The 18,776-nt window shown below is 69.8% G+C and carries 16 protein-coding genes; 7 read left to right on the top strand and 9 right to left on the bottom strand.

Translation table 11 applies throughout. From position 1 onward, the window contains the following. Nucleotides 1–44 precede the first annotated feature (44 nt). The 3 genes from cydB to hisC all read right to left on the bottom strand — a co-directional run bounded on the left by cydB (nt 45) and on the right by hisC (nt 3,981). The gene (gene cydB / locus ACZ6BG_RS28975; protein WP_469006840.1) at nt 45–1,064 is read right to left on the bottom strand and encodes a cytochrome d ubiquinol oxidase subunit II; all 1,020 of its coding nucleotides are present in this window, start codon (nt 1,062–1,064) and stop codon (nt 45–47) included. Between the two features lie 14 nt (nt 1,065–1,078). Next, nucleotides 1,079–2,623: a cytochrome ubiquinol oxidase subunit I gene (locus ACZ6BG_RS28970; protein WP_469006835.1), complete on the bottom strand. Its 1,545-nt coding sequence runs from the start codon at nt 2,621–2,623 to the stop codon at nt 1,079–1,081. A gap of 269 nt (nt 2,624–2,892) precedes the next feature. After that, nucleotides 2,893–3,981 carry a histidinol-phosphate transaminase gene (gene hisC / locus ACZ6BG_RS28965; protein WP_469006832.1) on the bottom strand — a complete coding sequence of 363 codons (1,089 nt, stop codon included), beginning with the start codon at nt 3,979–3,981 and terminating at the stop codon, nt 2,893–2,895. 482 nt (nt 3,982–4,463) lie between these two features. Here hisC and ACZ6BG_RS28960 point away from each other — a divergent pair, with 482 nt between their 5' ends. The 3 genes from ACZ6BG_RS28960 to ACZ6BG_RS28950 all read left to right on the top strand — a co-directional run bounded on the left by ACZ6BG_RS28960 (nt 4,464) and on the right by ACZ6BG_RS28950 (nt 8,494). Beyond that, nucleotides 4,464–5,585: a LacI family DNA-binding transcriptional regulator gene (locus tag ACZ6BG_RS28960; RefSeq protein WP_030357814.1), complete on the top strand. Its 1,122-nt coding sequence runs from the start codon at nt 4,464–4,466 to the stop codon at nt 5,583–5,585. 697 nt (nt 5,586–6,282) lie between these two features. Further along, complete coding sequence (locus ACZ6BG_RS28955) at nt 6,283–7,383, top strand: metallophosphoesterase (protein WP_469007203.1); 1,101 nt, start codon at nt 6,283–6,285, stop codon at nt 7,381–7,383. Between the two features lie 223 nt (nt 7,384–7,606). Further along, nucleotides 7,607–8,494, top strand: a complete 888-nt coding sequence (locus ACZ6BG_RS28950; protein ID WP_469006826.1) for a hypothetical protein — start codon at nt 7,607–7,609, stop codon at nt 8,492–8,494. A 289-nt stretch (nt 8,495–8,783) separates the two neighbouring features. On the opposite strand, the gene ACZ6BG_RS28945 is transcribed toward ACZ6BG_RS28950, so the two are convergent. Together ACZ6BG_RS28945 and thiC are read right to left on the bottom strand one after the other, a co-directional pair. Further along, a complete protein-coding gene (locus tag ACZ6BG_RS28945; RefSeq protein WP_469006824.1) occupies nt 8,784–10,223 on the bottom strand; it encodes a VWA domain-containing protein in 1,440 nt (479 codons plus the stop codon). 59 nt (nt 10,224–10,282) lie between these two features. Next, entirely contained in the window at nt 10,283–12,121 is a 1,839-nt protein-coding gene (gene thiC / locus ACZ6BG_RS28940) for a phosphomethylpyrimidine synthase ThiC (protein ID WP_469006821.1), read from the bottom strand. 218 nt (nt 12,122–12,339) lie between these two features. Between thiC and ACZ6BG_RS28935 the strand changes: the two genes are divergently transcribed. Continuing rightward, nucleotides 12,340–13,761 (top strand): YibE/F family protein, encoded by a 1,422-nt coding sequence (locus tag ACZ6BG_RS28935; RefSeq protein WP_469006819.1) that lies wholly within the window; start codon nt 12,340–12,342, stop codon nt 13,759–13,761. A 123-nt stretch (nt 13,762–13,884) separates the two neighbouring features. Here the strand turns inward: ACZ6BG_RS28935 and ACZ6BG_RS28930 are convergent, their stop codons facing one another. From ACZ6BG_RS28930 to ACZ6BG_RS28915, 4 genes are all read right to left on the bottom strand, one after another. After that, on the bottom strand, nt 13,885–14,322 hold the full coding sequence (locus tag ACZ6BG_RS28930) for an SsgA family sporulation/cell division regulator (protein ID WP_469006817.1): 438 nt from the start codon (nt 14,320–14,322) through the stop codon (nt 13,885–13,887). A 101-nt stretch (nt 14,323–14,423) separates the two neighbouring features. Next, the gene (locus ACZ6BG_RS28925; RefSeq protein WP_469006815.1) at nt 14,424–15,236 is read right to left on the bottom strand and encodes an IclR family transcriptional regulator; all 813 of its coding nucleotides are present in this window, start codon (nt 15,234–15,236) and stop codon (nt 14,424–14,426) included. A 283-nt stretch (nt 15,237–15,519) separates the two neighbouring features. Then, nucleotides 15,520–15,735 (bottom strand): DUF5326 family protein, encoded by a 216-nt coding sequence (locus tag ACZ6BG_RS28920; RefSeq protein WP_030357806.1) that lies wholly within the window; start codon nt 15,733–15,735, stop codon nt 15,520–15,522. Nucleotides 15,736–16,002: 267 nt separating this feature from the next. Continuing rightward, nucleotides 16,003–16,320: a cupin domain-containing protein gene (locus ACZ6BG_RS28915; RefSeq protein WP_030357805.1), complete on the bottom strand. Its 318-nt coding sequence runs from the start codon at nt 16,318–16,320 to the stop codon at nt 16,003–16,005. Nucleotides 16,321–16,391: 71 nt separating this feature from the next. On the opposite strand from ACZ6BG_RS28915, the gene ACZ6BG_RS28910 reads away from it, so the two are divergent. From ACZ6BG_RS28910 to ACZ6BG_RS28900, 3 genes are read left to right on the top strand one after another with little or no spacing between them, the layout of a single operon-like run. Continuing rightward, nucleotides 16,392–16,772 (top strand): phage holin family protein, encoded by a 381-nt coding sequence (locus ACZ6BG_RS28910; protein ID WP_289948541.1) that lies wholly within the window; start codon nt 16,392–16,394, stop codon nt 16,770–16,772. Nucleotides 16,773–16,781: 9 nt separating this feature from the next. Beyond that, complete coding sequence (locus tag ACZ6BG_RS28905) at nt 16,782–17,318, top strand: low molecular weight protein-tyrosine-phosphatase (protein WP_469006810.1); 537 nt, start codon at nt 16,782–16,784, stop codon at nt 17,316–17,318. Further along, nucleotides 17,315–18,535 carry a cystathionine gamma-lyase gene (locus ACZ6BG_RS28900; RefSeq protein WP_469006808.1) on the top strand — a complete coding sequence of 407 codons (1,221 nt, stop codon included), beginning with the start codon at nt 17,315–17,317 and terminating at the stop codon, nt 18,533–18,535. Before ACZ6BG_RS28905 ends, ACZ6BG_RS28900 begins: the two co-directional genes overlap by 4 nt. Nucleotides 18,536–18,776: the final 241 nt, after the last annotated feature.

The raw sequence follows: 18,776 nt of genomic DNA, 5'->3' as shown, positions 1-18,776 counted from the left end.
TGAAACACACCCTCCCAAGAACCTTGGGCATACAGAGAGTTGGCTCAGTGCGCGGCGTCGGCCGGAAGGTCCGGCGCGATGTGCTGCGTACCGATCCGCTTGCGGAACACCCAGTAGGTCCACGACTGGTAGAGCAGCACGACCGGGGTCGCGATGCCCGCGCACCACGTCATGATCTTCAAGGTGTAGGGCGTCGACGAGGCGTTGGTGACCGTGAGGCTCCAGTCCTCGTTCAGCGACGACGGCATGACGTTCGGGAAGAGCGTCAGGAAGAGCATGGCCACGGCGGCGATGATCGTCAGCCCCGAGAAGGCGAATGACCAGCCTTCGCGCCCGAGTTTGATCGCCACGATGGCCGCGACCAGCGCCACCACCGCCACGATCATCGCGGCCAGGCTCTTGCCGTCACCGTTGTCGACCTGGGTCCAGATGAGGAAGCCGAGCGCGAGCACCGCCGTGACCAGTCCCAGGGCGAGCGCCGTCTTGCGGGCCCGCATCCGGATGTCGCCCACCGTCTTCAGCGCCGTGAACACCGCGCCGTGGAAGGTGAACAGGGTGAGGGTGACCAGACCGCCCAGGATCGAGTACGGATTGAGCAGGTCCCAGAAGTTGCCCACGTACTCCTTCTGCGCGTCGATCTTCACGCCGCGCACGATGTTGCCGAAGGCCACGCCCCACAGCAGCGCCGGGAGCAGCGAGGTCCAGAAGATCGCGTGTTCCCAGTTGGTCTGCCAGCGCTCCTCGGGCCGCTTCGCCCGGTACTCGAAGGCGACGCCGCGCACGATCAGGCAGATCAGGATGAGCAGCAGCGGCAGATAGAAGCCGGAGAACAGCGTGGCGTACCACTCGGGGAAGGCCGCGAAGGTCGCGCCACCCGCCGACAACAGCCACACCTCATTGCCGTCCCAGACCGGACCGATGGTGTTGATCAGAACGCGCTTCTCGGTCCGATTCCGGGCGAGCAGCTTGGTGAGGACACCCACCCCGAAGTCGAAGCCTTCGAGGAAGAAGTAGCCGATCCACAGGACGGCGATCAGGACGAACCAGACGTCGTGCAGTTCCATGTGCGCCCAGCTCCTTAGTACGAGAAGGCCATGGGCCGGTCGGCATCGGCGTCGGCGTCGCTGTCCGCGCTCGCCCCGCCGGGCGGGCCGCCGATCTTGGTGGGCGGGTTGAGGTCGGCCTCGGTCAGCTCGGGCGGACCCTTCCTGACGTACTTGAGGAGCAGCCTGACCTCGATGACGGCGAGGATCGCGTAGATCAGCGTGAAGACGATCAGCGAGGTGAGGACCTCACCCTGCGAGACACCGGGGGAGACCGCGTCCTCGGTCTTCAGGACGCCGTAGACGACCCAGGGCTGGCGGCCCGTCTCGGTGAAGATCCAGCCCCAGGCGGTGCCGATGAGGGGGAAGATCAGCGTCCACTGCGAGAGCCGCCACCACCAGATCCCGAGCTTCGGCGCCAGCTCCTTGTTCTTGGTGAGCATCAGCTTCGGTACGTCGTCCGCGCCGGTGTGGTGCTCGGGGGCGAGCCAGAACTTCCGCCTGGTGAGCCAGAGTCCGGCGGTGCACAGGGCCATCGAGACGCCGCCGAAGCCGATCATCCAGCGGTAGGACCAGTACGCGGTGGGGATGTTCGGCCGGTAGTCGCCGGGCCCGAACTTCTCCTGGGCTTCCTTGTTGAGGTCGTTGATGCCGGGGATCTCCGCGCTGAAGTTGTTCTTCGCGAGGAAGGAAAGGACCCCGGGGATCTCTATGGCGACCTCGTTGTGGCCCTTGGCGACATCGCCGTACGCGAAGAGCGAGAACGGCGCCGGCTTCTCGGACTCCCACAGGGCCTCGGCGGCCGACATCTTCATCGGCTGCTGCTCGTACATGACCTTGCCGAGCGTGTCCGCGCTGATCACGGTGAGCAGGGTGCCGACGAACGCGGTCACCAGGCCGAGCCGCAGCGACATCCGCATGGTCCGGATGTGCTGCTTCTTGCGCAGGTGGACGATCGCGATGCCGGTCATGAAGGCGCCGCCGACGAGGATCGACGCCGCGATGACGTGGAAGAAGTTGACGAGCGTCGTCTCCTGGAACAGCACCTTCGCGAAGTCGGTGAGCTCGGCACGCTTGGTGCCGTCCCGCTCCATGATCTTGTAGCCGACCGGGTGCTGCATAAAGGCGTTCGCGGCGATGATGAAGTACGCCGAGAGGATCGTGCCGATCGACACCATCCAGATCGTCGCGCAGTGCAGCTTCTTCGGGAGCTTGTCCCAGCCGAAGATCCACAGGCCGATGAAGGTCGACTCGAAGAAGAAGGCGATCAGGGCCTCGAAGGCCAGCGGGGCGCCGAAGACGTCGCCGACGAAGCGCGAGTAGTCGGACCAGTTCATGCCGAACTGGAACTCCTGGACGATGCCGGTGACGACGCCCATCGCGATATTGATCAGGAACAGCTTGCCCCAGAACTTGGTCGCTCTGAGGTAGTGCTCCTTGCCCGTCCGCACCCACGCCGTCTCAAGGATCGCCGTGAGGGCGGCCAGGGAGATCGTCAGGGGGACGAAGAGGAAGTGGTAGACGGTGGTGATGCCGAACTGCCATCGCGCCAGTGTTTCCGGCGCCAGAGCCAGGTCCACGTCGACTTCTCCTTACGTGCCGTGGTCTACGCGGCAGTTTGCCCCTTATGTCATAGACATCCCTGGAGCAACTGGGACACGCTTGTGAACGCGTTCACATTCACAAGCATTATGTCGCACGTACGGTCGAGGTTCGTCAGGGGGGTCCCCCTTACCGGCGGGAACGGGGCGGGGCCCGCGCACAACAAAACTCGCGAGGCAGCAGCCGCCACCTCGCGAGTTCCCGCGTCCTCTCCCCGGCCGGGACGTCCTCTCCCCGGCCAGGAGGGCTAGAGCTCCTTGCGGAACGCCTCCGCCGTCTTCAGGAAGATGTCGTTGCCCTCGGTCTCGCCGATCGTGACCCGGACGCCCTCGCCCGGGTACGGCCGCACGATCACTCCGGCCGCCTCACAGGTGGCCGCGAACTCCGCCGTCCGGTCGCCAAGACGCAGCCACACGAAGTTGGCCTGCGTCTCGGGCACCGTCCAGCCCTGCCCGCGCAGCGCGTCCTGCACCCGCGTCCGCTCCCCGAGCAGCGCGCCGACCCGGCCGAGCAGCTCGTCCTCGGACCGCAGCGACTCCACGGCCGCGTCCTGCGCGAGCTGGTTCACGCCGAACGGCACCGCGGTCTTGCGCAGCGCCGCGGCCACCGGCTCGTGGGCGATCGCGAAGCCGACCCGCAGGCCCGCGAGGCCGTACGCCTTGGAGAAGGTGCGCAGGACGCAGACGTTCGGCCGGTCCCGGTACAGCTCGAGGCCGTTGGGCGTCTCGGGGTCGCGGACGAACTCCACGTACGCCTCGTCGATCACGACCAGGATGTCCTTCGGCACCCGGTCCAGGAACCGCACCAGGTCGGCCTTCTTGACGACCGTGCCGGTGGGGTTGTTCGGGTTGCAGACGAAGATCAGGCGGGTGCGGTCGGTGATCGCGTCGGCCATCGCGTCGAGGTCGTGGACCTCCCCCGGCGCCAGCGGCACCATCACGGACTTGCCGCCGCCGACCGTGGTGACGACCGGGTACCCCTCGAAGGACCGCCAGGCGTACAGCACTTCGTCGCCCGGCGTGACCGTCGCCGTGACCAGCTGCTGCGAGAGGCCGACCGAGCCGACGCCGGTGGCGACGTGCGAGACGGGCACCCCGAAGCGGTCCGCGATCTCGTTCAGGAGGCGGTCGCAGCCGTAGTCCGGGTAGCGGTTGAAGGAGCCGGCCGCCGCGACGGCGCGCTCCATGACGCCGGGGAGCGGCGGGTAGGGGTTCTCGTTGGAGGACAGCTTGTACACGACGGGGCCGCCGCCCTCGCCGGTCTCGGCGTTCCTGCCCGGCTTGTAGGCGGGGATCCCCTCCAGCTCGGCGCGCAGCCTGGGGCTCGTCTCGCTCACCGCGGTCCTCCTCGTGATCATCCGGTCTTCAATGATTCTCACCCTATGAGGATTCGGCGCCCCTGCGAATGGGGTGACGGCTCCCGGCTGGGCAGGACGCCTCCGGGCCGGGTCAGCGACAGGTTTGAGCCGCGGCCGCACGGGCCCACTGCCACCGTACGCACCAGCCGCCGCAGACGTACACCGGAAGCCGCCTCCGGGGGCGACAGCGTGCGAAACGGGGGGAGCGCTCCCCTCGGCTGCGCGCGCCGGTGGCTCACTCCGTGGCGCGCATCACCCGTGAAGGTGAGTTGAGACCTCTTCGAGACCTCGGCCATTTGGCAGGCCCCTGCGCGACGACAAGGGAGCGATACCTCCCTGAACACCCAACTCCCTTTGTTTCGAAGGTCATTGGGTGTTTTCCGCCATGCAGAAACGTGCCTGTCAATGGGTGCATATGCGTCCGCACTACCCACCCTCATGAGCCCTACTATCGGCTCGCCATGACAGCAGCAGGGAAGCACCAGGTGAGCCGAGCGGAGACCGCCCGCCGGGGCAACCGGCAGAGCCGAGCAGGCATCAGAGACGTCGCCGCCGCAGCCGGTGTCTCGATCACGACTGTCTCCGACGCACTCAACGGCAAGGGGCGGCTGCCCGACGCCACGCGACGCCATGTCCGCGAGGTCGCCGACCGCCTGGGCTACCGCCCGTCGGCCGCGGCCCGAACACTCCGTACCGGGAAGTCGGGCCTCATCGGCCTCACCGTGACGACGTACGGGGATGAACCTTTCACCTTCACGGAATTCGCGTACTTCGCGGAGATGGCGAGAGCCGCGACCTCGGCCGCCCTCGCCCGGGGCTACGCCCTGGTCATCCTCCCCGCCACCTCGCGCCGCAGCCCGGTCGACGTGTGGTCGAACGTCGCCCTCGACGGCACCGTCGTCGTCGACCCCTCCGACCACGACCCGGTGGTCAGCGAGCTGGTGCGGCAGGGGCTTCCGGTGGTCTCCGACGGGCGGCCCGCCGGGTCCCTGCCGGTCACGGCCTGGGTCGACAACGACCACGAGGCCGCGGTCCTGGAGATCCTCGAACACCTCGCGGCCGCCGGGGCGCGCCGCATCGGCCTCCTCACCGGCACCACCACGGACACCTACACCCACCTCTCCACCACCGCCTATCTGCGCTGGTGCGAGCGCGTGGGCCAGGATCCGGTGTACGAGTCCTACCCCGCGCACGACCCGTGCGCGGGCGCCGTCGCCGCCGACCGGCTGCTCGCCCGGCCCGACCGGCCCGACGCCGTGTACGGCCTCTTCGACCCGAACGGCACCGACCTGCTCGCCGCGGCCCGCCGCTACGGGCTGCGCGTACCCGACGACCTGCTGCTCGTGTGCTGCAGCGAGTCGACCGTGTACGCCACCACCGAGCCGCCCATCACCACGCTCTCCCTGAAGCCCCGGCGGATCGGCACCGCCGTCGTCCAGCTCCTCATCGACGCCATCGAGGGCCTCGACGCGGGCCGGCCCATCGAGCAGGTGATACCGACCGAACTGATCGTGCGCACCTCGTCCGAGCGACGTCCGCCACGTACGACGGTCAGCCCGCCGCGGTCGCCCGGCCAGGGCTGACCTCCCCGACGATCGGCCCGAGGTCCGCGACCTGCGGGAAAAGAGGGGGAAACCTCGGGCCAATTCGGGAGAAAACCGCGGTGAACTGGGGCTCGGCACCGATTCACCACCCCTGGTGCACCACACAGGGACAGCCGCATTCCTATGATGGGCGGACGACACCGCGGGCCACTGCGACCAGGCAGTCCGATCCCGGTGCAGATGCGGCGCGATGGTGGTGGAGGGGTCGATGACTCAGGGGGCCGGTCAGGGACCCGAGGTGCGGACGGCGACGCTGCGCGACTTCCGCGTGCCCGCGTACGTCTATGAAGGCGTCCGTGAGACCGGCCGGGGTGTTGCGGGGGACGTCGAGGCGCAGGAGTCCGTGGCGGCGCAGGAGTCCGTGGAGTCCGTGGAGTCCGCGGGCGAGCAGGTCGCTGGGCAGGGGCAGTTCGCCGCGCGGGAGCAGGCTTCGGTTGCCGCGCGGGAGCAGGCTTCGGCCGCCGGGCAGGTGCCTCCGGCCGCCGGGCAGGCTCCCTTCGGCCACCAGGTCCCCGTCGCCGGGCAGGGGCAGGCGCCCCACGTCGGGCACGTCCCCGCCGTAGGTCAGACTCCCGTCGCCGGGCAGGCTCCCGACCCCGGTCACGCCTCCCCCGGACACACCGCGCCCCAGGCGCCCACCCGCCTCGCCGCTCACGTACCCGCCCAGGCCGGTCCGGTGGAGCGTCTCGCCGCCGCCCCCGCCCCCGCCCCCGTACAGACGCAGCCGTCGGCCGCCCGCCCCGTGGAACAGCGGGACCCGGCGCACACCGTGGCGCACGCCGCCCCCACGCGCCCCACGGCGCAGAACGCGCCCGCGCACCCCGGCTCCGCCGGTGAGACCCCGGACGGCTACACGCCCACCGAGCGCGACCTCCCCATCATCAACCGCGGCGACACCGTGCAGGTCGAGGTGCGCGAGATGCCCGAGCCGCCGCCCGCACCCGACGCGGACGGCATGGGCCCGCTGTACGTCGTCGGCGACGTGCACGGCTACTTGGACGAGCTCGTCGCCGCCCTCGCCGACGAAGGCCTCATCGACGCGGACGGGCGCTGGGCCGCGGGCAACACCCGGCTCTGGTTCCTCGGCGACTTCACCGACCGCGGGCCCGACGGCATCGGCGTCATCGACCTGGTCATGCGCCTGTCCGCCGAGGCCGCCGCGGCGGGCGGCTACTGCAAGGCGCTCATGGGCAACCACGAACTGCTGCTCATCGGCGCCAAGAAGTTCGGCGACACCCCCGTCAACTCCGGCGCGGGCACCGCCACGTTCCAGGCCGCCTGGCTCCTCAACGGCGGCCAGAAGACCGACATGGAGCGCCTGGAGGACCACCACCTGCAGTGGATGGCCCGCCTCGACGCCATCGAGGAGGAGGACGGGCATCTGCTCGTTCACTCCGACACCACCGCCTACCTCGACTACGGCGACTCCATCGAAGAGGTCAACGACACCATCCACGAGGCGCTCACGCGCAACGACGCGGACGAATACTGGGACCTGTTCCGCAAGTTCACCAAGCGCTTCGCCTTCCGCGACGACTCCGGCCCCGCGGCCGTACGCGAACTCCTCGACATGTACGGCGGCACCCGCATCGTCCACGGCCACAGCCCCATCCCGTACCTCCTCGGCGAGGTCGGCTCCGAGTACGACGGCGACGACGACGGCCGCCCCGTCATCGAGGGCCCGCACATCTACGCCGACGGCCTGGCCATCGCCATGGACGGCGGCGTGACCATGGCCGGAAAGCTGCTGGTCTGCCGACTCCCGCTGGAGAACTGAACGTTCACGCCTTGGCGGGCACGTCCGGGCCCGTGCATCTGAACGTTCACGCGGCACGTGCCGCGTCAGCAGGATCTCGCTGGCCAGCGGGCCAATTCTGGATAACCCCTGTCACCGCGTGCCGTCACCGCTCTACCATCGCCTTATCCGTAGCAGGCTCCCCTCCGTTTCTGCCCGACGGCTCGTAGTCATGCGAGCCCCAAGCCCTACGGAGCATCGGGGGATGCACATGAACAGCGCTCCACACCTGCTCAATGAGGACCGCCCCCAGTACGAGCGGGTCCTCGATGAGGCGCTGCGCACCGCACCGAACCGCCCGGAGCTGGCCGCGGTGGGCCAGCGACTCAACCCCGAGCAACTGCGCACGATGGCTCTCAACGCCACCGCACTGATCACGGCCGCCGCCGCGGCCGAGTATCACCACTACGTGAAGGTCCGTGAGGAACTGCGCGACCCCGGACCCTCATCCTCCCCATCGATCCGGGAAGGGAACGGATCCAGTTCCAGCACGACCGAGTCCGGCTCCGGCGGAATCGGCCTCGCCACCACCATGGGCGAGGTCACCGAAACCGCGGGCGCCGGACTGGTCGCCGTGATCGCGGTGCTCGCGCCCGTCCTCGCCGGGACGGCCGCCGCGATCTTCCTGCTCGTCGGCTACATCCTGAAGATGCTCGACCCCGAGCCCGCCTTCGCGGACACCCTGCTCACCGCCGGGTGGCTGTTCGGCGCGCTCACGGCGGGCGCGATCCTGGTCGCCGCGGTCGGCCTGCTCCTCACCGCCCTGCGCAACGGCTCCACCTCCCTCCAGGCAGGCTCGCACGATGAGCGGAACGAGGAGGTGGACCGGGCCAGGGAAGCCTGGTGCCAGGCTCTCCTGGAGCGTGGCATCCTGCCCTTCCTGCGCGAGGCGCTCACGGCCCCGGACACCAAGACGGCGTCCGCGGCCCGCGCGTCCTCGGCAGGACCGGCCGGGCGCATGCCCCAACTCGGATATCACAGGCCGGGATTCAGCAGCCCGGACGGCGGCTCGACGGCCGGGACCCGCCCGAGCTACAGCAGCCCGGACTTCTCCAGTCCGGACTACGGCGGCCCGGAGCATCCACCGGAGTAGCCCGGCCCCCGCGGACCTTCCGCGAGGCCGCCCGGCGACTGGATCAGGCCGGTCGCCGGGGGACATGAACCGGACGCCGGTCAGTCAGGGACCGGCACCGGAGAGGACGGCCGGCAACGGCGGCCGGCCGGTCCAACACGGGCCGGAAGCCCCCGGCGTGGGGCTTTCAGTGCGCCGCTGTCGGCGGACGGCGGCGCGAAGGCCCGCCTTCGCCGCGGACGCGGCCCCGTACGGGGGCGACCTGTGCCGGTCCTCCTCGTGGGACCTGTGCCCTCAACGGTTGCCCCCCTCAGAGAATCCCCACCTGCTTCGCCGCCTTCATCCAGTCCGGGAACTCGGACAGGAGCCGGTCGTACAGCTCCGGATCCGGCACCGTGCTGATGTCGTCCACCGCGAAGAACCCGACGTTGTCCACGCGGCGGCCCGGCAGCGTGTCGAACCGTTCGAGAACCCCGTAGTTGGACTTGCCGAGCCCCACGAACTGCCAGAAGACCGGCTCCTCCACGGCGTCCCGGAGCTCCCGCTCGATCTCGTTGTCGCGGTAGACGCCCCCGTCGGAGAAGAAGAGCACCAGCGTGGGCGCGGCGGCCGGGTTCTCCCGTACGTACGCCCGGACTTGGGCGATCACCCGCTGCTCCTCGTTCTGGATGCCCACGTCCCGCATGTCGACCTGATCGTCCCGCAGGCCCTTCTTGCGCTTGCCCCGGCGGAAGATCCCGACCTCCCCGACGCGGACGTGGAACTTCAGCCAGTCCGGCAGCTCCCCGAGGCGCAGGTCGGGCAGCCGCGCCGGATGCGAGGCGAACGTCCAGGCCTGCATCTCCCCGTCGTCGTCCAACTGCGCGGCCACGGCGGCCATCCGCTCCACCACATCGGCCACGATGCCCTTGGAGTACAGGAACGACATGGACCCGGAGGCATCGAGTACGAGAATGACGCGCGCCGTGACCCCTTCGGCACCGTGCTTGCGGAGGCTGACGGCCACTTGCTCCTTGCGCAGGGAGAGGCGCTTGCGCATGTCGACGGGGAGTCGCTCCTCGCCCTTGGTGAGGCGAGGGGTGGGGGATGGGGCCGAGGGCGCGCCCGGTGGGGCGGGCGGGGCCGGGGCGACGGGCGGGACAGGAGCCGCCGGGGCAGCGGGCGGGACAGGAGCAGCGGCAGCAGCGGGGGCAACAGGCTGCGTCGGAGCGACCGGCTCCTCGTCCACCGTGATGCCGAAGTCGGTGGCGAGCCCGGCGAGCCCGGAGTCGTACCCCTGCCCCACCGCGCGGAACTTCCACTGCCCGCCCCGCAGATACAACTCCCCACCTATGAACGCCGTCTCCGACGTGGCGGTCATCTCGAAGCGCGCCAACTCACCGCCCGTCGAGGCATCGAGCAGCCGCAAGGTCAGCCCGGTCAGCTGCCCGAACGTCCCGCCGTCCGCCGAGGCGCACAGCAACACCCGCTCGACGGCGGGCTCCAGGGACCGCAGGTCCACCTCGACCGTGTCCGTGGTGACGCCTGCGGCACTCTGCTTCCCCAGGTGCCGCACGGCGCCGGACGCGTGCCGCGGCTGGTTGTAGAAGACGAAGTCAGCGTCGTCACGCACGCGTCCGGCCGCGGTGAGCAGCAGCGCCGAGGCGTCGGCGGTGGGCCCGCCGGGCCTCTCACCCCAGGCGAGCTCCGCGCGCACCGCCGGTGAACCGACGGGAAGATTGGCACCCTTGCTCAAGGAACTGACAGTCATACGACCAGTCTGCCGATCCCCCCGAGGCGTGGGTACCACCTCCCGCCAATCACCCGCACTCAGTCGGCCAGCGGCAGATAGACCCGGTTCCCGGCGGCCGCGAACTCCTTCGACTTCTGCTCCATGCCCTCCTCGATCTCCGCCTTCGTCGTACCGTGCTCGCGCCGAATGTCCTGCGAGATCTTCATCGAGCAGAACTTCGGCCCGCACATCGAGCAGAAGTGCGCCGTCTTCGCGGGCTCGGCGGGCAGCGTCTCGTCGTGGAACTCCCGTGCCGTGACCGGGTCGAGGGCCAGGTTGAACTGGTCCTCCCAGCGGAACTCGAAGCGCGCGTCGGACAGGGCGTCGTCCCAGTCCTGCGCGCCCGGGTGCCCCTTGGCCAGGTCCGCCGCGTGCGCCGCGATCTTGTACGTGATGACGCCGGTCTTCACGTCGTCGCGGTTGGGCAGGCCGAGGTGCTCCTTGGGCGTGACGTAGCAGAGCATCGCCGTGCCCCACCAGCCGATCATCGCGGCGCCGATGCCGGAGGTGATGTGGTCGTAGGCGGGCGCGATGTCCGTGGTGAGCGGGCCGAGCGTGTAGAACGGGGCCTCCTCGCAGATCTCCTGCTGGAGGTCGATGTTCTCCTTGATCTTGTGCATCGGGACGTGACCGGGGCCCTCGATCATCGTCTGTACGTTATGACGCTTGGCGATCTGATTGAGTTCCCCGAGCGTGCGCAACTCCGCGAACTGCGCCTCGTCGTTGGCGTCCGCGATCGACCCGGGCCTGAGGCCGTCGCCGAGCGAGTACGTCACGTCGTACGCCGCGAGGATCTCGCACAGCTCCTCGAAGTGCTCGTAGAGGAAGCTCTCCTTGTGGTGCGCGAGACACCACGCCGCCATGATCGAGCCGCCGCGCGAGACGATGCCCGTCTTGCGGTTGGCGGTCAGCGGGACGTACGGAAGGCGCACGCCCGCGTGCACCGTCATGTAGTCCACGCCCTGCTCGGCCTGCTCGATGACCGTGTCCTTGTAGATCTCCCAGCTCAGCTCCTCGGCCCGGCCGTCGACCTTCTCCAGGGCCTGGTAGAGCGGCACGGTGCCGATGGGCACGGGGGAGTTGCGCAGGACCCACTCGCGGGTCGTGTGGATGTTGCGGCCGGTGGACAGGTCCATGACCGTGTCGGCGCCCCACTGGGTCGCCCAGGTCATCTTGTCCACCTCCTCCTCGATGGAGGAGGTGACCGCGGAGTTGCCGATGTTGGCGTTGACCTTCACCAGGAACTTCTTGCCGATGATCATCGGCTCGATCTCCGGGTGGTTCACGTTCGCGGGCAGCACGGCCCGGCCCGCGGCGATCTCGTCCCGCACGACCTCGGGCGCCATGCTCTCCCGGATGGCCACGTACTCCATCTCCGGCGTGATCTCCCCGCGCCGCGCGTACGCGAGCTGCGTCACCGCCTGGCCCCCGCGGCCCCGGCGCGGCTGCCGCGGGCGGCCGGGGAAGACCGCGTCGAGGTTGCGCAGGCCGCCGCGGGGCGAGGTGTGCTTGATGCCGTCGTCCTCGGGGCGGACCGGGCGGCCCGCGTACTCCTCGGTGTCGCCGCGGGCGACGATCCAGTTCTCCCGGAGCGGCGCGAGGCCCCTGCGGACGTCGGTGTCGATGTTCGGGTCGGTGTACGGACCCGACGTGTCGTACAGCGTCACGGCCTTGCCGTTGGTGAGGTGCACCTGGCGGACCGGCACCCGCAGGTCGGAGCGCGAGCCCTCCGGGCCCGTCACATAACCCTTGTGCCAGCCGATGGACTTCCCGGCCTCCGCGCCGTCGGTGTTCGCGCCCTTGTTCGCGCCGTCGGTGCTCCCGTCGGCACTTCCGTCGCTGCTGGAGGCAGGCGTGCGTGCGTCCTTGATGGTCATGAGACCTACTCCCTACGCCGGCATTACCCGGTAACAGGTTCGGCGGTCGACGCAGCGGCTTCCGTACGGTACGACCCGGTTCGTGGCCGTTCGTACGGAGGTCAGCGCCCTCTCAGCCCGGTGCTCCGAGCTCCCGCGATTGCAAAGGTGCCTCCACGCTAGCGTCCTGTCGGGCGCGGTGAACAGAGGGCCCCCACCGTTCTTGCGATGATCGGGCCGTGACCACCACACAGCCGCCCACCGGACCCCCCGCCCCGGAGCCGCACGGCCACTCCCACAGCCATGGCCCCGCCGCCCCCGTGTCCCAGCATCTGCGCAAGGTCATCGCCGCCGTCCTGATCCCCTTCGCCACCGCGGTCCTCGTCGGCCTCGTGGTGCTGTGGCCCGGCGGGGCCCCGACCCACGAGCGCACCGGGGTCGGCTTCGACCGGCAGACCCAGTCGGCCACCGTGACCAAGGTGGAGAAGCTCCCCTGCAAGGACCTCAACGCCTCGCAGACCCCGCCCAACGGCGACACCTCCACCGCCGAGGGCCAGTCCGCGCAGTCCCGCGCGGAGGGCACCTGCGGCCGGGCCACGGTCAAGGTCACCAGCGGCCCGGACAAGGGCCGCACCTTCACCGAGATCGTCCAGCCGGACTCGCCCCGGCAACTGCGCGCGGGCCAGGACGTGGTGGTCGCCTATGAGCCCAAGGCCCCCAAGGACCTGCAGTACTCGGTCACCGACGTGAACCGCAAGCTCCCGATGGCACTGCTCGCCGGCATCTTCGCCCTGGCCGTCGTCGTGGTGGGACGGCTGCGCGGCGTCATGGCCCTGGTCGCCCTCGCGGTGAGCTTCCTGGTCCTGACCTTCTTCATCCTCCCCGCGATCCTGCAGGGCTCGAACCCCCTGGTCGTCGCCGTGATCGGCGCGAGCGCCATCATGCTGTGCGCGCTCTACATGTGCCACGGCCTGACGGCGCGCACCTCGGTCGCGGTGCTCGGCACCCTGATCTCCCTCCTCCTCATCGGGCTGCTCGGCTCCCTGTTCATCGGCTGGGCCTCCCTGACCGGCAACACGGACGACAACACCGGTCTGATCCACGGCCTCTACCCCGACATCGACATGAGCGGCCTGCTGCTCGCGGGCGTCATCATCGGCTCGCTCGGCGTCCTCGACGACGTCACCGTCACCCAGACCTCCGCGGTCTGGGAGCTGCACCAGGCCAACCCGTCGATGGGCTGGCGCGGCCTGTACCGCGCGGGCATCCGCATCGGCCGCGACCACATCGCCTCGGTGGTCAACACCCTCGTCCTCGCCTACGCGGGCGCCGCCCTCCCCCTCCTGCTGCTCTTCTCCATCGCCCAGAGCAGCGTGGGCACCGTCGCCAACAGCGAACTGGTCGCCGAGGAGATCGTCCGCACCCTCATCGGCTCCATCGGTCTCGTCGCCTCCGTCCCCGTCACCACCGCCCTCGCTGCCCTGGTCGTCTCCGCCGACCGCTCAGGCCCCGGCCCCGCCCCGGCAGAGACCCCCACGGCCCCGCCGTCCGGCACCGCGCCTTCCATGCCCTCCATGCCCTCTACGCCCCCCGCCCCCTCCGCCCGGCCGACGCCCCGCCGCCCCTCCCTCGCCGGAAAGGGCCGCCGCCGCAAGACGTGACGCCGGGCCGCCGCTGAGCCACGAGCCGGTGACGGCACGAAGCCGTGACGCCATGCAGCAGCAATGCCATGAAATGCCCTGATCTGCCAGCGACCAGAGCCCTTTGAGAAACCGGCCGGCCCCTCAGCCCGCGCTCTGCTCCTCCGCGAGAATCCGGTCCAAGGCCTCGTCGAGATGCGTCTCGAAGTCGACGAGCGTGCGCTCCTGCCCCAGCGGCACCAGCTTGTCCGTCCGGTCGAGGAAGGCGAGCAGCGGCGGGATGCCCACCCTGAACAGTGCATGGTCCTGGCCCACTTGAAGCCGGATCAGCACCTCGTCCGAGTGCTCGGGGTCGATCGGCGCGATCCGCACATCCCCGTCCCCGCACGCCCGGCCCACCCCGTCGGCCAGGAGTTCCCGCCCGAAGGCCCAGGTCACCGGGACATCGCCGGGGAGGTGGAAGGTCAGCCGCACGGCATAGGGATCGCGCGTCTCGTACCCCAGCTCCACCGGGATGCGGAACGACAGCTCCTCCGACACAAGGAAGCTCATCATGACCTCAGCCTGGACCGACTCGCGCATCGCCGCCTACCCCGTCATTAGCCTGGTGGTGGCAGGAACCAACTCCCTGACACTCATGGCATCTTGCTTAACGTGCACACCAGATCACAAGGAGTGAGTTTTCAGATGCTGATAGAGAAGGCGAGTGTCCTTAGTAGCTTTCCGAGCTCCTCCTGCAACAGCCGCGTCGCCGGCACCAGACGGCTCGCCTGCGACGACGGAACGGAGATCGCCACCGTGGCCGCGGTGGTGCCCACCGTGACCGGGATCGCGGCGCAGACCGTCCCGAGCGCGTACTCCTGATACTCCGCCACCGGTGTCATCCGCCCCACCGCTTCCAGCCGCCTCAGGAACGTCCGGTCGTCACGCACCGTGTTCGGGGTGAGGGAGCGGACCGGGTGGCGGTCGAGGTGGTCCCGCCGTGCCGCGTCGTCGAGTTGGGCGAGGAGGCACTGTCCGATCGCGTGGGCGTGGCCGGTCTCGCGGAAGTCGGCCCACTCCTCGACGGCCGGGTTGCCCGCGGTGTCGGCGACGGACACGATCTCGATCTCGCCGTCGCGGTAGATGGCGAGGTACACGGGCGCGCCGATGACGTCACGCCAGTGCTCCAGGGTTTCACCGATCTTGGCTCGGCGGTTCTGCTCCACCGCTCCCGCGCTCAGCCGCTCCGCCGCGTCGCCGAGCACGAACACGCCCTTCTCCCGGCGCAGATAGCCCTCGTGGCTCAGGGTCCGCAGCAGGTGGTACGCGGTCGGCAGGGCCAGGCCCGCCTCGCGGGCGAGCTGCTTCGCGGGGGCTCCGCCGGGGTGCGTGGCGGCCGCCTCCAGGAGCCGCATGGCCCGCTGCACGGAGCCGATGAGGGTGGGTCCGACGCCCGCCGGGGCCGCGTCGGTGGATGCTCCGGCGCCCCTGCCCGTAAGGATCCCTCTGTTCATTGGAGTTGACCGGCCATCGCCCGAAATGGCTTCGCCTTCGGTGTCGGTGGACTGAACGTCCGGGGGTGCGTCGTCAACCGAGGCCATGGGTCACTCCCGAAGCACAGGGGGGACCACCCGTGCCCGCAGGCAACGAGTGGGGGCAGTGGGCCCGCCTGCGGGGATCGCCCCCGCGTCGGTTTTCGGACTCTAACCCTTGGCCACCGGTGAGGGGCGCTGTGACAGAAAACTTCCCCCTGGGGAGGGAACGCTTGCTTTCCCTTTCACCAGTCGCTACAGAACTTCACCAGTCGCTTCGGGACGAGGACGAGCTGGATATGAACTTCCGTACGACGTAGACCAGTCCGCCCACCAGGGCCACGAACAGCAGCAGCTTGAAGAGCAGAGTGAAGACGAAACCGACCACGCTCGCTATCAGCCCGCCGAAGACCACCAGCGCGATGACCGGCACCGCGATCCACTTCACCCACCACGGCATACCCGCGAAGATCTCTCGCATTGCCCTCGTCCTTACCTTTCTCCGCAGATTCTGTGACCGCCCGCGCTTCGACCGCGCTACGACAGCTGTCGCGGTGCCACGGGATCTCCGCGACCGCCGGGAAACTCCGCTCCTGTGCAGATTTCCCACTTCACGCATTCGATGCTAGGTCGGAAAAAGCCAGTTCGGGGCCGTGCGATCCCTTGTCCTCCCCTGACTCGCCCCCTAGGGAACCCTGAGGCCAGGGCCCTGAGAACCGGGAGCGGGACCCGGAGAACCGGGCGGAGGTCACCGCTCCGGCGGCGAGAACACCACAAGAACCCGCAGGTCCTCGCTGATGTGGTGGAACTTGTGGGGCACTCCGGCCGGCACGTACACCACGCTGCCGCGGGCGACCTCCGTCGTCTCCATCCCGACCGTGATCGAAGCGCGGCCGCTGACGACCATGTACACCTCGTCCTGCCGGTGCGGCTGCTGCGGGTCGCTGTCGCCCGCGTCCAGCGCGTAGAGCCCGACCGACATGTTCCGCTCCCGCAGAAACTGCAGATACGCGCCGTCGTTCGCGGCTCGCTCCGCCTCCAGCTCGTCCAGTCGGAATGCCTTCATCGCTCTTCTGCGCCCCTTGCCCCAGGTCGTGGACCGACCACTGTTTCCTCACGTCTGCCACGATCAGACACATGAAGAATTTCGTAGTCAAGACGATCGCCAACGCGGCGGCCCTGGCCGTGGCCGTGTGGCTGCTCGACAAGATCACGCTCACCGGTGACAGCACCGGCGAGAAGACCCTCACACTGCTCGTCGTCGCCCTGCTGTTCGGCCTGGTGAACTTCGTGGTCAAGCCCGTGGTGCAGGTCCTGACCTTCCCCCTGTTCATCCTGACCCTCGGCCTGATCACACTGGTGGTCAACGCCCTGATGCTGCTTCTCACCTCGTGGCTGGCCGACAAGCTCGACGTCAGCTTCCACGTCGAGGGGTTCTGGACCGCCGTACTGGGTGGCCTGATCATTTCGATCGTGTCCTGGGCGATGAACGTCGCCCTCCCCGACCACAAGGACTGACCTCACCCCATGCCCCACGCCTCCGCGCCCGCGCCGTCCACCGGCTCCGTCCCCGCGCCGTACGCCGTGTGCTTCGTCTGCACCGGCAACATCTGCCGCTCGCCCATGGCCGAGTCGGTCTTCCGCGCGCTCGTCCGTGACGCGGGCCTGGACGGACTCGTCGTGGTGGACAGCGCGGGCACCGACGGCTGGCACGAGGGCGACCCCGCCGACCCCCGCACCGACGCCGTACTGAAGTCCGCGGGCTACGAGACCGGCCACGCGGCCCGCCAGTTCCAGGCGGACTGGTTCGCCGGGCGCGACCTGGTGATCGCCCTGGACCGCGGCCACCAGCGCACCCTGCGCCGCCTCGCCCCCACCCCCGCGGACGCGGACAAGGTGCGCCTGCTGCGCTCGTACGACCCGGAGGCCGACGGCGACCTGGACGTTCCCGACCCGTACTACGGCGACGCCGACGGCTTCGCGAAGTGCCTGACCATGGTGGAGGCGGCGAGCGACGGCCTGCTCGACGCGGTACGGGACGCGATGGAGGGACGAGCGGCATGACGGACGAGCAGTGGATACCGGGGCGCGCTCCCGCCCCCGCGCACGCCGACGAAAGCACCGGTGCGCCTCTGACCGGCGAGGACCACACCACGCCTCCGACCGGCGACGGCACCCGGGCGGTGCGGGCCGGTCTCCCCGAACCGGCGAAGTACGAGCCGACCCTCCCGGGCCCCGTGTTCGCCGCGCACTTCCACCTCCCCGGCGAACCGACCGGCCCGTACACCTACGGCCGCGACGAGAACCCGACCTGGACGCACCTGGAGCGCGCCATCGGGGAACTCGAATCCCCCGCGGACGACTCCGTGGAGACCCTGGTCTTCGCATCCGGCATGGCCGCGATCTCTGCGGTGCTCTTCTCCCAGCTCCGCGCGGGCGACGCCGCGGTGCTGCCGGACGACGGCTATCAGGCGCTGCCGCTGGTGCGTGAGCAGCTCACGGCGTACGGCATCGAGGTCCGCACCGCTCCCACCGGCGGCGACGCGCAGCTCGACGTCCTCGACGGCGCCCGGCTCCTATGGCTCGAGACGCCCTCCAACCCCGGCCTCGACGTGTGCGACGTACGCCGCCTCGCCGACGCCGCCCACGCGCGCGGCGCCCTGGTCGCCGTCGACAACACCCTCGCCACCCCGCTCGGCCAGCGTCCCCTGGACCTCGGCGCGGACTTCTCCGTGGCCAGCGGCACCAAGCAGCTCTCCGGGCACGGGGATCTCCTGCTCGGGTACGTGGCCTGCCGTGACGCCGAGCTGACGGCCGCCGTCCGGCGCTGGCGCAAGATCGTCGGCGCCATCCCGGGCCCCATGGAGGCCTGGCTCGCCCACCGCTCGCTCGCGACGCTCCAGCTGCGGGTCGACCGGCAGAACGCGAACGCCCTGGCCCTGGCCGAGGCCCTGCGCGACCGCGCCGACGTGACCGGCCTGCGCTATCCCGGCCTGCCCGACGACCCCTCGTACAAGCTCGCGACGCGGCAGATGCGGCGCTTCGGGTGCGTGGTGTCCTTCGAACTGCCCTCACGCGCGCGTGCCGAGCGTTTCCTCGACGCGCTGCGGCTCGTGGACGACGCGACGAGCTTCGGGGGCGTTCGGTCCACCGCCGAGCGGCGCGGCCGCTGGGGCGGGGACGCCGTTCCGGAGGGCTTCATCCGCTTCTCGGCGGGTGCGGAGGACGCGGACGACCTGGTGGCGGACGTGCTGCGGGCGCTGGACGAGGCGAGGGCCTGACGCGGGCCTCTCCCGCGGTCGGCGGAACCTCCGCCGCGGCCTCTCCGCCGCGCGCAGGCGAACCGTTTCGGCTACGTACAACGGACAGTCCGAGCCTCCCCCCTCGTGGCTCGGACTGTCCCGGTTCCGCGCGCGAAGAACCGCGCGAACAAGGCTAGTTGACTCTGTGTCAGTGTCCAATCACAGTAGCGACAGCAACCTATCGACAAATTTATAGTTGGCGGGCGCCGGGGGCCGACAG

Source organism: Streptomyces sp. NPDC041205, assembly GCF_055591765.1.
Note: the sequence above shows the minus strand (reverse complement) of the source record. Positions and strands in the feature narration are given on the sequence as shown.